We start from the raw sequence: 13,467 nt of genomic DNA, 5'->3' as shown, positions 1-13,467 counted from the left end.
CGGGTGTGACGTACCGTGGAAGAGAGGGAGGTGACATGTCGCTGATCGCACTGACGGACCGGCTTCGTACCGGCCGGACGGTGGCCCGCAGGCTGCTGCTGCTCATCGCGGTCACCGGCGCGATCATCGTGGGTCTGCTGGCCATGCACTCCCTCAACGCCCACACCGCCACCGACACCGGTCACCAGGCCACCGTCACCGCGTCAGCGGCTGCAGGTGCCGGTGACCACCACTCCGGCACCACCGCCACCGACGAGCCGTGCGCGGAGTGCGGCAGCGGACACTCCGACATGCTCGCGATGGCGTGCGTGCTGGCGCTGTTGGCGACCGTGCTGCTGCTGATGCGGCCCGGCGCCGTCGTGCGGTGGTTGTCGATCCTCCCGCGACCGAAACCCTCGGTCCTGACGGCACTGCTCACCAGGCCGGCCCTGCGTCCACCTTCACTCACCGTTCTCTGCCTCAGCCTTACGTGATGCACCCGAGCCGCACCCTCGTGTCCGGCTCCCGCACCCGCACGCCCGTCACCCTGACCGGCGCTGCTTTCACGTACCCCTGTATTGGAGAACCCTGATGAAGATCCGTACCACCGCAACCGCCGCAATTACCCTCGCTGCCGCCCTCACCCTCGCCGGCTGCGCCGGCGGCACCGGCTCAGAGTCCATGCCCGGCATGGACCACGGCAACAGCTCCGCCCCGTCCTCCTCGTCCGCGGGCACAGCGGACGTCAACGACGCGGATGTGATGTTCGCGCAGATGATGATCCCGCACCACGAACAGGCCGTCGAGATGTCCGACATGATCCTGGACAAGGAAGGCATCGACCCGGCCGTTCTTACCCTGGCGTCCGAGATCAAAGCTGCCCAGCAGCCCGAGATCGACCAGCTGCACTTGTGGCTGGACGAATGGGGCGCTGACAGCGACACCGGCGCCGTGGGCGGCATGGACCACGGCGGCGGCATGATGAGCGACGACGACATGGCGACCCTCGATGCGGCTACCGGCGCGGAGGCGTCGCGACTGTTCCTCGAGCAGATGACGATGCACCACGAAGGCGCCATCACCATGGCGCACGACGAAGTCGACAACGGCCAGAACCCGGACGCGATCGCGATGGCGCAGACCATCATCGACACGCAGACCACGGAGATCGCCACCATGCAGGAGCTGCTCGGGAGCCTCTGACCCGTTGCGTGCGGGTCGGTGCAGTTGCAGTGCGCCGACCGCACGCGATCGACTCAGAAAGCAACACCATATGCTTCTTCATCGCACTCTGACATCGCCCCTGCGCCATCACCATGCGCGTCGCAGCATCCTCGCTGCGGGCGCGCTCGCCGCGCTCATCTTCATCGCCGGTTGCGCTGCCCAAACGCCCTCCACCGGCGACGACCACACCGCGTCCACGATCGAACACGCGCATAACGTCGTCGCCGACCCGTCCGGGTCGGGGTTCCTGATCGGTACGCACGACGGCATCTACACCGCAACCGACGACGGCAAACTCGGCCCCCGAGTCGACGGTCCCCGCTTCGACGCCATGGGCCTCACCGCCGTCGGCGACATCCTGCTCGCCTCGGGACACCCTGGCCGCACCACCCCTCCCGGGCTCGGCGACCCACACCTGGGCATCATCCGCAGCACCGACACCGGTCGTAGTTGGACTCCGGTCGCGTTCACGGGGGAGAAGGACTTCCACGTCCTCGCGACCGCCCCCGACGGCACGGTGTACGGGGTTCCCACCGACTCCTCGGATGTCTTGGTGAGCACCGACGAAGGAGACACCTGGACACCTACGGGCGGCTCCATACCTGCCTTCAACCTGGTCGCGGACGCCACCGGCAGAGTCATCGCGTCGACACCCGACGGGCTACAGGTCAGTACTGACGGCGCAGCATCGTTCGGCCCGTGGGCGGATACGCCGCTCATCGCACTGCTAGGCGTCTCACCGGATCATCAACGAATCGTCGGAGTAGCCAGCGGCGGGAAGATCTGGACGACTACCGCCGGAGCCCCCTCCTGGAGCGAAGCAGGAACCGTGCATGGTCAAGCCCAAGCGATCGCCATCACCAACACTGGCGACCTGCTCGTCGTCGACGACAGCGGCCTCACGCTGCTCCCATCACCCCCTTCGCCCTAGCAGCCCCCACCACCCACGATCCTTCGCCACCCCACGAAACAAGGAGACAACCGATGTCCCACCACGACGAGCACTCCGGCACTCACCAGGAAGAGCAGCAGAAGCACGGGTCCGTCAGCATGTACATCCGCTTCGGCGCGATGATCCTCACCGCTGTCGTCATCATGTACTTCGTGATGTTCGCCGGCTCCTGGGAATGGAGCCACATCCGCCTCAGCGAAAGCCGCATCTTCATGGCCCTCACGATGGGCGGCACGATGGTCCTCATCATGCTCGGCTGGATGCTCAACATGTACAAGAACACCAAGGCGAACATCGCGATCATCATTGCGGGTGTGGTCCTCATCGGCGGAGGGATCGCCCTCGACCGCAGTCAGATCACAGTCGACGACACCGCCTTCATGCAGGGAATGATCCCGCACCACTCGCTCGCCATCACCCGCTCAGAGCGTGCACAGATCCAGGACTATCGCGTGTGCCAACTCGCCGTCGACATCAGCGAAGCGCAGAAGCGCGAGATCCACGAGATGGACTGGCTCATCAACGACATCGCAGAGAATGGCATTGCTGCGACGGCCGAGCAGGCCGCAGACCGCCCCGTGCCCACCTACGACGACACTGCGGATCGCACCTGCCCGCCAGAATGACGCCGTTGCCCCAGACGACTCGTTGAGACTCGACGAGCGGCGACGAGGCGAATGCACGCTGCCCTCCGCTCAGCGTGCATTGCCCGCTAGGGGATGCCAAACGCACGCGCCCTGGCCCGCTCGCAACCGACCTCGTGCGAGCAATGCCCGGTCAGGGATGGATACGGAACGCGCTCAGACCCGCACGCAACCAACGACTACCGAGCGCTGCCCGGATAGGGATCCATCCCTGGTGCGCGTGCGCACTACGGGTAGCACGCTCGGCCGCATGAACGGAATACAGATTGGCTATGCACGAGTCTCCACCGCCGATCAGGACCTCACCTCACAGCGGAATGCGCTACTGCGACTCGGGGTCCTCGATTCGAACATCTACGTCGATCACGGACTGACCGGCACCAACCGTGCCAGACCCGGACTGCGCGAGGCACTTGCCGCCGTCCGGCAAGGCGACACCCTCGTCGTCACCAAACTCGATCGGCTCGCCCGTTCGTTGCGGGACGCGCGTGACATCGCCGACGAACTGACGACGAAGGGCGTAGCGCTCAGCCTCGGCGGCAGCAGGTACGACCCCACCGACCCGGTAGGGCGGCTGCTGTTCAACGTGCTCGCCATGGTGGCCGAGTTCGAGCGCGACCTGATCAGCATGCGCACGAAAGAAGGGATGGCGGTCGCCCGCGCGAAAGGACATCTCAAGGGCAAGCAACCCAAGCTGTCGACCACGCAGCGCAAACTGCTGTTCGAGGTGCAGGACCGAGGCGAATACACCCAAACTGAGATCGCCGAGCTGTTCAGCGTGTCTCGCGCCACCGTCTACCGCGAACTCCAGCGCCGCCGCGCGGCGTTCCTCGCCACCTGCGAAGCACACATCTTCTGACACTCGCCAATGCCGCAGCCACCCGCTGCTGCCCCGCGCGCGACTCGTGGCTGCGGCGACGGCTCTATCCGGAGAGGTCCCGCACAGCGCATAACCTCGCTGCCGACAAGGAACCGCCCTCGGGCGGTGCCCGAACACGAATCGTCGGGGCGACACTCGACCAAGCATCGAAATGCGCGGTGCTAGTTGATGATCTCGGCGTCGCTCTCGCGCAGCGCAGCCAGCCGAACGCGCCATGACTCGAGGGCCTCCGGTGTCAGCCGGGTCCATTCCGGGATTTCCTCGACGACGATCATGGGCGCGCTAGTCCGGTAAGAACGCGTCGGGTTGCCCGGGAACTTCTTGTCGGTGACATTCGGGTCGTTCTCGAAGTGTCCGGTCGGCTCGACCAGGTAGACGTGCGGCTCTGCTTCGGCGGGTCCCAGCATCGCCGCGATCTCGGCGGCCAGGCCCGCGCCGTCTCGGAGGGCCGTGAAGTAGACGTGGTTCATGACGACCTCGGGCCTGTAGTTCGACCGATGCCCGGCGACGAGGTTCGCACGCGTGCCGTGAAAGAACGGGCCGTCGTCGAGTGAAGCAGTGCCGCTCATCGCGCTATTGTCGCACCCACCCCGAGCAGGCCTGAGGATCGCGGCTGCGCGGGTGCGTCCCCTCCATGAGCGCCGCGCGCATGGGGATCCGGGGGCGACGTGACTGCAGCGACCCCGGAGTCTATTCGCTGCCTGCCGTGCGTCAGTTGGTGAGGAAGAGGACGCTGATGAGTAGCGCGATGATGAAGGTGCTGAAGGCGAAAGCGATGTACGTCTGTCCGGTGACGATCGATCGAGCGCGGGTCGTGAGTACGTTGATGTCGGCGGACGAGAAGGTCGTCGCGATCTGCGCGGCCAGGTAGTAGTAGTCCGCGAAGACCGGGCCGTCGGCCCGCTTGCCGGGCAGTTCGAACGACTCCTCCTGGGCGTCCAGTCGGGCGTAGTGCATGGCGTACGCCGTGACGGTCACCAGCCAGCCCGCTATCACCACGACGAAGCCGAGCGCATTGGCGAGCACGCTGTCGAGCAGCCCGGGCAGGATGAGCACGAGGATCACTGCCACGAGGGCGAGCACCGCCCACTGCACCGCACTCGCCGGGAGTGCGAGGCTGCGGCTTCGCGAGTTCGTCGCCGACAACCAGGCCCGCAGCGTGCGCGCATCCGCACGGCCGAACGTGTACTGGGTGAGGATCAGGAACGACAACGAGTAGGCGATCCAGAACACGAAGATGGTCAGAACCACGGCGTCGGTGGTGAACCGGACCGGCCACAGCGCGTTGAAGACGAGCAGGGCCACGACCGCCACGACGGCGGCGATGCCGAGCGACACGAGATTTCGGCGTCCCTCACCCGCCAAGGCCGGTGTCGGGCGCTCTTGCGCCTGCATGGCGCGATCGTACTCGGCGAATTGAGGCCGATGTGGCCATCGTTCGTTATTTCAGGGCACGCCCGCAAAGCGCCGAAAGAACGATGGGCCGTCCTCCTCGTACGTGCGCCCGCGGGGATCCGGCTGGGCGCTCGCTGCTACTGAGCGGTCGAGTTCAGTGCCTCCGCATTGCGACGTGGTAGACGTGCTCGGGGTCGATGAGGTGGTCGTGGCTGTCGTCGCCGACATCGAGCCGCACCCAGGCGATCTTCCCGGTGAACTTCGATCCCCGGGCGTCGTAGTCGCCCGAGACAGTCGTGGCCGTCTCGGCGCCGACGTCGGTGGTCTCGTCGCCGGAGAAGATGAACGGATGCGTCGCTCCGACGCGTCCGGTCGCCATCTGCTGGCCGTCGACGAAGAGCGTCACGGTGCCGCCCTTGCCGAGGCCACCGCCGTCGTAGGCGAACTCCGACCGGACCTGGTGGATGCCTGCGGAGAGCTTCGCATCGGCGCGGACCGGGTACCAGTCGACACCGAGCACGTTGTAGCAGAAGCACAGCGAGTTCTCGAGGGCGTACAGCGCCCACCCGCCGAACCGGCCGCCCTGCGCGACGATCGTGCCGTTCACCCCCGCCTCGGGCACGGTGATCTCTGCGGTCACCGAGAACGACCGGTTCTTGATGTTGAGCACCGTGTTCTCGGGCAGCCGCCGCATCGAGGGGAACAGCGTCTGCGTTGTGCCGGTCACGAGCTCCGGACGGCCGGCGATCGTCGCATTGAGCCGCTCTGCCTTGCGGTCATCGAGGGGGAAGACGTTGTAGCGGTCGGCTTGCAGCAGGAACAGCCGCTGCAGCTCGGCGAGCTTCTCGGGATGCTGCGCCGCCACGTCGTGCGCCTGTGACCAGTCCGTGGCGCCGTCGTACAGCTCCCAGCGGTCCTCGTCGAAGCCCTGGGTCATCTGGGTGATGCCGGGCAGCCCCGGGTAGCGGTGGATCGTGACCGCCGACCACCCCTTGTGATAGATCCCCCGGTTGCCGAGCAGCTCGAAGTACTGCGTCTCGTGCTGCTCCGCAGCATCCGTGTCGTCGAAGGTGTAGACCATCGACGTGCCGTGCAGGGGCTCCTGGGTCACGCCGTTGACGGTCGACGGCTCCGGGATCCCGGTCGCTTCGAGCACGGTGGCCGCGACATCCGTGATGTACGTGAACTGCTCACGGATGCCGCCACCCTGCGTCACCCGCGACGGCCAGTGCACGATCGCGGGATTGCGGGTGCCACCCCAGTGCGAGGCGATCTGCTTCGTCCACTGCAGCGGCGTGCACATCGCGTGCGCCCAGCCGAGCGCGTAGTGGTTGTACGCGTCGGGGCCGCCGAGGTCGTCGAGCTTCGACGCGAGGAACTCGGGGCTCTCGATGTCGCCGCGATAGTTGATCGAGATGAGCTCGCTGAACGTGCCCTGCAGGGTGCCCTCGGGCGAGGCGCCGTTGTCGCCGATGATGTAGTAGATCAGCGTGTCGTCGAGGATGCCGAGCTGCTCGAGCGAATCCACCAGCTTGCCGACATAGAAGTCGGCGTACTCGAGGTATCCGGCGTACACCTCCATCTGCCGGCGCAGCACCGGGAGGAGATCCTCGGGCATGTCGTCCCACGCCGGCATCACAGCATCCCGTGCCGTCATATCGGTGCCCTCCGGAATGATGCCCATCGCCTTCTGACGCTCGAACGTGCGCTCTCGCAGCGCGTCCCACCCGTCATCGAAGGCGCCCTTGTACTTGTCGGCCCACTCCTTCGGCACGTGGTGCGGGGCGTGGGTGGCGCCGGGCGCGAAGTAGACGAAGAACGGCTTGTCGGGCGTCATGGCCTGCTCGGTCTGGATCCAGCCGATCGCGCGCTCGGTCATGTCGTCCATGAAGTGGTAGCCCTCTTCGGGCGTGCGGTCGGGCTCGATCGGGATCGTGTTCTCGTAGATCGCCGGGTAGTACTGATTCGTCTCGGCGCCGAGGAAGCCGTAGAAGTACTCGAACCCGCCGCCCGGGCTCGGCCAGTGGTCGAACGGGCCGGTCGGCCCTGTCTCCCACACCGGCACTTCGTGACATTTGCCGAACTGCGCCGTCGAGAAACCGTTGAGCTTCAGGACCTCGGCCAGCGGCGCACACGTGTTGGGACGGATGGACGTCGTGCCCGGCGCCGAGGTCGCCATCTCGGTGATCCCACCCATGCCCACCGTCTGGTGGTTGCGGCCCGACAGCAGCGCTGCCCGCGTCGGCGAGCACATTGCCGTGGTGTGGAATCGCGTGTACTTGAGGCCGGCGGCGGCTAGCCGCTCGGCGGTCGGCATCGCGACCGGCCCGCCGAAGGCGCTGGATGCCCCGAACCCGACGTCGTCGAGCATGATCACGAGCACGTTCGGGGCACCCGCCGGCGGCCGCAGCGGCGTGATCGGCGGGAACGCGGTGTCGGGGTCCTTCGCGTCGAAAGTGGTCGTGGTCGTCGCCCGCTGATCGGGAATCGGAAGGATGGATCGCTGGATGTCGCGTGCCCCGGTCATTCTCGCCCTCTCATCGGCTACCCCGCCCACGCTACGGCCCGGCCGGCCGCGGCCGCCACAGCGACATCAAGGGGTCGGGCCAGTCGACCGTCTAGATAAACGGCAGAGGATCGTTAGGTCAGGCGCGCTGGTAGGCGGCCCGCAGGAGGCGGGCGAGTTCGTCATCGACCTCGTCGACTGATGAGATCCGCACCCTGTGTGAGCACATGCCAGTCGTCTGCTCGAGCCGACCGTCCGCGGGTGCGTCGCCGAGGTTGAGCCCGACGTCGATGCGCGTGCGCGTCGCGGGCGTGAGCACCGCGAACTGCTTCGAACGGCGCAGTGACACGCTCGTCTTCTTCGGCGACACCTCGACGTCGTCGCCCAGCGACGCGGCCAACGTCACGAGCCGATCGTAGAGCGGCCGCAGCGACTCCTTCCCGCCGGCGTACTGAGCCGCGACGAGGTCGACGGGCTCGACCTCTCCGTCGGCCGCCGACGCGAGCGCGAGTGCGTTCGCGTTGCCGTGCGTCAGTCCGTGCTCGCTCTTGAGCCAGGCCACGAGCTGACCGCGCTTCAGCCCTTCGGCCCGGCGACCCTCGATGAGTGCGAACCAGTCGGCAAGCGGGGTGCCCGTCGACTGCTCGATGTTGCGCAGCTGCGTTCTGCGTGCCTCGTCAACGTCCATACCCTCAGGATGAGGGCTCACGGTGCCACGTGCCTTGTACCGAGTTCACCCCTGTGAGGCGAGGAACCGCGGATCGTCGTACCGTGTGGCCGCCAGCGCATCTCGATACTCGCGCGGTGAGATGCCCACGAGCCGCCGGAACGAGCGGATGAAATGCGACTGATCGACGAATGGACTGTCGGCGATCATCTGCGTCCACGACGGCATGGTGCCCGTCGTCGGCACCGCCCGAACGATGGCATCCACCATCACCAGACGCGACAGCTGCGACGGCGTGACACCGGTGACGCGCCGGAACCGAGAGATGAGCGTCTTGTGGGTCACGCCCAGTTCGTCGGCGATCCCCGCGATCTCACGGGCGGGATCGGCGACCAGCGCGTCGGCGGCCTGGCGCACGGTGCGCTCCGCGTCCGTCTCGGGCCGCACGTGACGTTCCAGCAGTCCGAGTACCTCGCAGGCAGCATCGGTCACATCCGAGTCCCGCGCGGAGTGCAGGGCGGAGGCGAGGGCTGCCAGGTCCGCGCCGAGCGCTCCGGGCACGGGTGCCGGTGCTGCCGACGGAGGGACGCCGAACCGTGCGGGACCGTACGCGGGTAGCCGCACCGCCACGTGCCGCAGCGTCGGCGGGTCTTCGAACCGCACCACGCCATGCCGAATCCCCGTCCCGAAGACCGCCGGCGTCTCCCAGATCGCCCCGCCGGGCGTGTGCACGCGATAAGGCCCCGAGAGATTGACGATGATCTCCGTCGTCGGCATCGGCAGAACCTGCTCGCCCTCGTGCTGACGCGGCATGTCGAGCGCCCAGACTTCAAGCACGACACCCGACAGCACGTCCGGCAAGGGCACGGGCTCTGGTCTCATGACTTGAGCGTATGACGGGCTCACCTGCGGCAGACGAGCAGGCAGCCAACAAATCGCGGCTCCTGTGCATCGTGCTCATCGAGGTGTCTGGCGCCGCCTCCTAGAGTGGTCGGGTGCGCCACCGCCTTACCTTCGCCGCATCGGTTCTGGCCGCCCTCGCCCTGACCGGATGTGCGACCGGTCAGACACCTGCGGGCGCGCCCGCCCCGGCAGCCGCGACCACGCCCGAGTCGACACCACCTCCCTCTGGTGTCATCGCGTCTGGAAGCGGCGACGAGCAGGCACAGGCGCAGGCCCAGGCATGGCTCGACGACATCTCCCTTCCGCCCGGTACGACCGCCGCCACTTCGACTGTCGCCTCGTTCATGTCCTACACGGGCTGGCCGTGCGGGCCAGTATCCGAGCTTGAGGCGTTCTGGCTAGTACCCGACGCCACACTCAGCGATACCGCCGATTGGCTCGACCAACACCCCGCCCCTGGTCTCGTCTCCGTATGGGGAGACCATCGCCCCGACGGCACGAACAGTGACGGGATGTCCCTCGGGTACATCCCGGAACCGGGCGCTCAGGAAGGAATCGTGTACACCCTCCGAGTCGTGCCGGACGGCGTCGCTGTGCGTGCCGAGATCGCAGCCCAGACCGCTGACGCTTCTTGCCCGGAACTGCCGGATGGAGCCCAGTATGGGGCGCCCGGCATGGGGTGAGCTCCCGCATCCGGACGGGAGCTCTCGCTTGGGCGGCGCGCTATCGCCTTGCTGCGTCGCAGTGCCAACATGAGTGATTGATGACGTGGACGCACACGAAACCGAGGCGCCGGTGGCGCACGATTCTCGCGTGCGCCACCGCTACCGCGGCGATCCTTCTCTTGGTGAGCACCGCAGTCCTCGTCTCGATCGTTCACGCATCCGCAACCACTCCGGCGAACGTCTCGCCTCTGGTTCCCGCTGCGCCGGCGGAGTCACCGTCGCCGACTCTTGACCCGACAGCGACACCGACACCGACACCGACGGCCTCACCGTCGCCGTCGCCCACCGTCACGCCCACGTCCACCCCCGAGCCGACGGCCTCGCCCGACGCGACCCCGACGCCCACCGCCACCCCGACGCCCGAGCCGACCGCCACTCCGGTGCCGACAGCAACACCCATTCCGGCCATCCCGCCCGCGGTGACGGAATCGACCACCACGCTGCCGACGGTGCTGCTGGCACTCGGCGTGCTCGTCGCGGCGGGCGTGCTGCTGTGGCTGCTCGCACCTCGCGGGCCTGCGCGTGAGGCCACCAACTCGATCACTGGTGTGGCCGGCAGCCAGTCAGCGTCCGCCGTGCTGGACGCGATGGCATCCTTGGGCACCGCGATGATCGACAGCGGCTACCCGGTAGGACAGGTCCGCAGCGCCCTGGACGACATGGCGAAGGTGAACGGTCTGACCTCCGCCGAAGCCGTCGTGTTCCCGACATCCATCCTCGTCTCGTCGGGAGATGCCGGTGCTGTGCAGACGAGGGCGGTGACCGCCGGCGACAGCACCGCGCTGCTCTACCAGGTCGATGCCGTGGATCGCATCGCGGGCGTGGCGCGCACCCGACCGAACAGCGCGAGCTGGGTGCGTCGGCAGCTCCCGCGCGTTGACGGTCTGCCCCAGCCATTCACGAAGTGGCAGCGGATCGGTGCATACGGGCTGCTGTCTGCAGCGCTCAGTGTGCTGCTCGGCTCATCCTGGCCCGGTGTGATCGCTGCGGGTGTGCTGGGCGTCGGCGTCGGCGCGCTGCTGCTCGGGACGGAGCGCCTGCAAGCGGCGTACCAGGCTCTGGTGGTGGTGGCGGCATCATTCGGGGTCGGTGTGGTCATGCTCGGGGTCGCGCATCTCGTCGATCCGGGTGTGCTGCCGGCGATCGTCGCCCCGTTGATCATGCTGCTGCCTGGCGGGCTCCTGACGATCGGCGTGATCGAACTCGCGACGGGACACATCGTCTCGGGCGCTGCACGCGTCGCCGCCGGAGCTATCCGGTTACTCCTGCTCGCGACCGGCATCGTCGCGGCTGCCGCGCTCATCGGTGTTCCCTCGATCACCGCGACGCATTGGCCGTTGGGCCCCATCGCGCCGTGGGTGGCCGTCGCGGTCTTCGGCGTGGGCATCAGCGTCTACCAATGTGCGCGCCCCTCGTCCATGGGCTGGATCCTGGTTGTGCTGTACGTCGCCTACGGCGCCCAGGTGCTCGGTGATGTGTTCTTCGACGGCGTCCTCTCGGCGCTCGTGGGCGCTGCGGCGATGACGCCGGTCGCCGTGGTCGTGGCGCGCCAGCGCACCGGGCCGCCGGCACTGGTGAGCTTCCTGCCGGCGTTCTGGCTGCTCGTGCCCGGCGCGCTCGGCCTCATCGGCGTCGCGACCGCGCTGGACGGGGAGTCGTCGGGCACCAACGCCATCATCACCACGATCGCCACGATGGTGTCGATCGCGCTGGGCGTGCTGCTGGGGCTGGTGGCGTCAGGCTCCGCGCGAGGATTCCGCAGCGCTCCCGCCGCGGACTGGATGGACGACGACACCCCCGTCGAGTCGCGCTGACTTCGTCGCTCGGTCAGACCGTCTTCGCGTAGGACCGGAGGAAGAGCGCCTCGGCCACCGCCAGGTTCTCGATCTCTGTCGGATCGACGCTCTCGTTGGGCGCGTGGATGAGCGCCAGCGGCTCTTCGACGCCCATGAGGATGATCTCGGCTCTCGGGTAGGTGTCGGCGAAGACATTGCAGAGCGGAATCGATCCGCCCTGCCCCAGCCTCGTCAGTTCGATCCCGTACGCCGAGTGCATCGCGGCGGCGAACGCGCGGAACGCGGGTCCTTCGGTGGAAGCGCGGAACGGTTCTCCGACCGCCTCGGTCTCGACGTCGATCCGCACGCCCCACGGAGCATGGTTCCGAAGGTGCGCCGCCAGCGCGTCGTGCGCGTCCTGTGCGTGCACGCCGGGCGGGATCCGCAGGTTCAGACGGGCCGCGGCGCGCGGGACGATGGATGCTGATGAGCCGACCACCGGCGGACAGTCGATGCCCAGCACGGTGAGCGCCGGCCGCGCCCAGAGTTCGTCCGCCACGGTCCCGTCGCCCAGAAGGCTGACCCCGTCGAGCACGCCGGCGTCGGTGCGGAACTGCCCGGCGTCATAGGGCTCACCGACCCAGGTTCCGTCCTTGCTGAGGCCGTCGATCGTCGTCGCACCGTCGTCGTCGCGCAACGAGGCGAGCACAGCGACAAGCGCGGCAAGCGCATCGGGCGCCGGGCCGCCGAACATGCCGGAATGGATCTCCGACGCGAGCGCTTCGACCCGCACGACGACGTTCGCGAAACCACGCAGCGAAACGGTCGCCGCAGGGCGCCCGACCGCGGCGTTCCCTGTGTCGCATACGAGGATCACGTCGGCGGAGAGGACATCGGGGTTCTCCTCGACGTAGCGTTCGAGCCCGCCCGTGCCCTGTTCCTCGCTGCCCTCGACGACGAGCTTCAGGTGGACGGGGATCTCGTCCTGCAGGGCGCGCAGCGCCAGCAGGTGCATCAGGATGTTGCCCTTGCAGTCCGCGGCCCCGCGGCCCGCCCAGCGGCCGTCGACGTCGGTGAGCACGAACGGCGGCGTCCGCCACGCGGACTCCTGGAGGGGAGGCTGCACGTCGTAGTGGGCATACAGCAGGACCGTCGGCGCGTCCGGGTCAGCTGCTTGCCGGCTCCCGACGACGGCGTCACTGCCATCGGGTGTGCGCTCCAGCCGGGCGTCATCGAAACCGAGCGCAGCGAATCGTCCGCGTACCCACTCGGCCGCTTTGGCGCATTCCTCCCGTGGGTATTGGCGCGGGTCGGCGACGGAGGGAATGGCGACGAGCTCGGCGAGCTCGCCGCGGGCGGCGGGCATCATCGCGCTGATCCGCGCGCGGATCTCGTCACTCACGAGCCGTCGCCGCCGACCGTGTTGAGGCTGTCCACGAACTCCTGGAACTCTTTGGCCTCATCGGGGCAGTACGTCTGGATGATCAGCAGCTGGCCCTGTAGGAGCCTGGATTCCACCAAGGTCGGGCGCAGGCCTGGCCCACCGGCGCCGTTCGAGAGCGCGGCGAGCAGCGTCGACCGCGCGAGCGCGGAGTTCGGGTCGGCGCAGGTCGCGCCTCCGTCGTCGCCGAGCACCGATGCGACCTGCTCCGGTGTGAAGCTGACCGCGATTCCCGCGTCGGCGAACGCGTCGAGCAGTTCCTGTGCCTTGTCGACATCCTTGGCCTGCTGCCGGGCCCCGACGAACATGACGGTCGCGATCACTGCGAGCGCGACCAGCACGACGATGGCGACGGTGGCGATCACCGAGCGTTCTC

At 67.8% G+C, this 13,467-nt stretch carries 14 protein-coding genes; 6 read left to right on the top strand and 8 right to left on the bottom strand.

What is annotated here, in order from left to right; genetic code table 11:
* Positions 1-35 precede the first annotated feature (35 nt).
* From ACFC1I_RS06135 to ACFC1I_RS06115, 5 genes are all read left to right on the top strand, one after another.
* Positions 36-473, top strand: coding sequence for a DUF6153 family protein (locus tag ACFC1I_RS06135; protein WP_376007069.1), 438 nt, complete (start codon positions 36-38; stop codon positions 471-473).
* 97 nt (positions 474-570) lie between these two features.
* The gene (locus ACFC1I_RS06130) at positions 571-1,182 is read left to right on the top strand and encodes a DUF305 domain-containing protein (protein WP_375992239.1); all 612 of its coding nucleotides are present in this window, start codon (positions 571-573) and stop codon (positions 1,180-1,182) included.
* A gap of 70 nt (positions 1,183-1,252) precedes the next feature.
* Positions 1,253-2,134 carry a F510_1955 family glycosylhydrolase gene (locus ACFC1I_RS06125; protein ID WP_375992237.1) on the top strand — a complete coding sequence of 294 codons (882 nt, stop codon included), beginning with the start codon at positions 1,253-1,255 and terminating at the stop codon, positions 2,132-2,134.
* 53 nt (positions 2,135-2,187) lie between these two features.
* Positions 2,188-2,781, top strand: coding sequence for a DUF305 domain-containing protein (locus ACFC1I_RS06120; RefSeq protein ID WP_376007067.1), 594 nt, complete (start codon positions 2,188-2,190; stop codon positions 2,779-2,781).
* 268 nt (positions 2,782-3,049) lie between these two features.
* Positions 3,050-3,658 (top strand): recombinase family protein, encoded by a 609-nt coding sequence (locus tag ACFC1I_RS06115; RefSeq protein WP_376007065.1) that lies wholly within the window; start codon positions 3,050-3,052, stop codon positions 3,656-3,658.
* Between the two features lie 182 nt (positions 3,659-3,840).
* Here ACFC1I_RS06115 and ACFC1I_RS06110 read toward each other — a convergent pair whose 3' ends face one another.
* The 6 genes from ACFC1I_RS06110 to ACFC1I_RS06085 all read right to left on the bottom strand — a co-directional run bounded on the left by ACFC1I_RS06110 (position 3,841) and on the right by ACFC1I_RS06085 (position 10,275).
* On the bottom strand, positions 3,841-4,248 hold the full coding sequence (locus ACFC1I_RS06110) for an NAD(+)--rifampin ADP-ribosyltransferase (RefSeq protein ID WP_376007063.1): 408 nt from the start codon (positions 4,246-4,248) through the stop codon (positions 3,841-3,843).
* Between the two features lie 142 nt (positions 4,249-4,390).
* Positions 4,391-5,074 (bottom strand): DUF1345 domain-containing protein, encoded by a 684-nt coding sequence (locus tag ACFC1I_RS06105; protein WP_376007061.1) that lies wholly within the window; start codon positions 5,072-5,074, stop codon positions 4,391-4,393.
* Positions 5,075-5,228: 154 nt separating this feature from the next.
* Positions 5,229-7,601, bottom strand: coding sequence for an arylsulfatase (locus tag ACFC1I_RS06100; RefSeq protein ID WP_376007059.1), 2,373 nt, complete (start codon positions 7,599-7,601; stop codon positions 5,229-5,231).
* A 118-nt stretch (positions 7,602-7,719) separates the two neighbouring features.
* Positions 7,720-8,268 carry a DUF5655 domain-containing protein gene (locus ACFC1I_RS06095; protein ID WP_376007057.1) on the bottom strand — a complete coding sequence of 183 codons (549 nt, stop codon included), beginning with the start codon at positions 8,266-8,268 and terminating at the stop codon, positions 7,720-7,722.
* Positions 8,269-8,313: 45 nt separating this feature from the next.
* Positions 8,314-9,129 (bottom strand): helix-turn-helix domain-containing protein, encoded by an 816-nt coding sequence (locus ACFC1I_RS06090; RefSeq protein ID WP_376007055.1) that lies wholly within the window; start codon positions 9,127-9,129, stop codon positions 8,314-8,316.
* Between the two features lie 897 nt (positions 9,130-10,026).
* Positions 10,027-10,275: a hypothetical protein gene (locus ACFC1I_RS06085; protein ID WP_376007053.1), complete on the bottom strand. Its 249-nt coding sequence runs from the start codon at positions 10,273-10,275 to the stop codon at positions 10,027-10,029.
* Between the two features lie 19 nt (positions 10,276-10,294).
* Here ACFC1I_RS06085 and ACFC1I_RS06080 point away from each other — a divergent pair, with 19 nt between their 5' ends.
* A complete protein-coding gene (locus tag ACFC1I_RS06080) occupies positions 10,295-11,689 on the top strand; it encodes a threonine/serine exporter ThrE family protein (protein ID WP_376007051.1) in 1,395 nt (464 codons plus the stop codon).
* 13 nt (positions 11,690-11,702) lie between these two features.
* Here the strand turns inward: ACFC1I_RS06080 and ACFC1I_RS06075 are convergent, their stop codons facing one another.
* Positions 11,703-13,052 carry a dipeptidase gene (locus ACFC1I_RS06075; RefSeq protein ID WP_376007049.1) on the bottom strand — a complete coding sequence of 450 codons (1,350 nt, stop codon included), beginning with the start codon at positions 13,050-13,052 and terminating at the stop codon, positions 11,703-11,705.
* Positions 13,049-13,456 carry a hypothetical protein gene (locus tag ACFC1I_RS06070; RefSeq protein WP_376007047.1) on the bottom strand — a complete coding sequence of 136 codons (408 nt, stop codon included), beginning with the start codon at positions 13,454-13,456 and terminating at the stop codon, positions 13,049-13,051. The genes ACFC1I_RS06075 and ACFC1I_RS06070 overlap by 4 nt, the downstream gene beginning before the upstream one ends.
* Positions 13,457-13,467 lie beyond the last annotated feature (11 nt).

This window comes from Microbacterium sp. NPDC056044, assembly GCF_042267145.1.
Taxonomy (GTDB): domain Bacteria; phylum Actinomycetota; class Actinomycetes; order Actinomycetales; family Microbacteriaceae; genus Microbacterium.
Note: the sequence above shows the minus strand (reverse complement) of the source record. Positions and strands in the feature narration are given on the sequence as shown.

Bases quoted from the DNA above. Each gene is read 5' to 3' on its own strand.
- ACFC1I_RS06135 (WP_376007069.1), top strand. From the start codon at position 36: ATGTCGCTGATCGCACTGACGGACCGGCTTCGTACCGGCCGGACGGTG.
- ACFC1I_RS06130 (WP_375992239.1), top strand. From the start codon at position 571: ATGAAGATCCGTACCACCGCAACCGCCGCAATTACCCTCGCTGCCGCC.
- ACFC1I_RS06125 (WP_375992237.1), top strand. From the start codon at position 1,253: ATGCTTCTTCATCGCACTCTGACATCGCCCCTGCGCCATCACCATGCG.
- ACFC1I_RS06120 (WP_376007067.1), top strand. From the start codon at position 2,188: ATGTCCCACCACGACGAGCACTCCGGCACTCACCAGGAAGAGCAGCAG.
- ACFC1I_RS06115 (WP_376007065.1), top strand. From the start codon at position 3,050: ATGAACGGAATACAGATTGGCTATGCACGAGTCTCCACCGCCGATCAG.
- ACFC1I_RS06110 (WP_376007063.1), bottom strand. From the start codon at position 4,248: ATGAGCGGCACTGCTTCACTCGACGACGGCCCGTTCTTTCACGGCACG.
- ACFC1I_RS06105 (WP_376007061.1), bottom strand. From the start codon at position 5,074: ATGCAGGCGCAAGAGCGCCCGACACCGGCCTTGGCGGGTGAGGGACGC.
- ACFC1I_RS06100 (WP_376007059.1), bottom strand. From the start codon at position 7,601: ATGACCGGGGCACGCGACATCCAGCGATCCATCCTTCCGATTCCCGAT.
- ACFC1I_RS06095 (WP_376007057.1), bottom strand. From the start codon at position 8,268: ATGGACGTTGACGAGGCACGCAGAACGCAGCTGCGCAACATCGAGCAG.
- ACFC1I_RS06090 (WP_376007055.1), bottom strand. From the start codon at position 9,129: ATGAGACCAGAGCCCGTGCCCTTGCCGGACGTGCTGTCGGGTGTCGTG.
- ACFC1I_RS06085 (WP_376007053.1), bottom strand. From the start codon at position 10,275: ATGGGTGTTGCTGTCGGCACCGGAGTGGCGGTCGGCTCGGGCGTCGGG.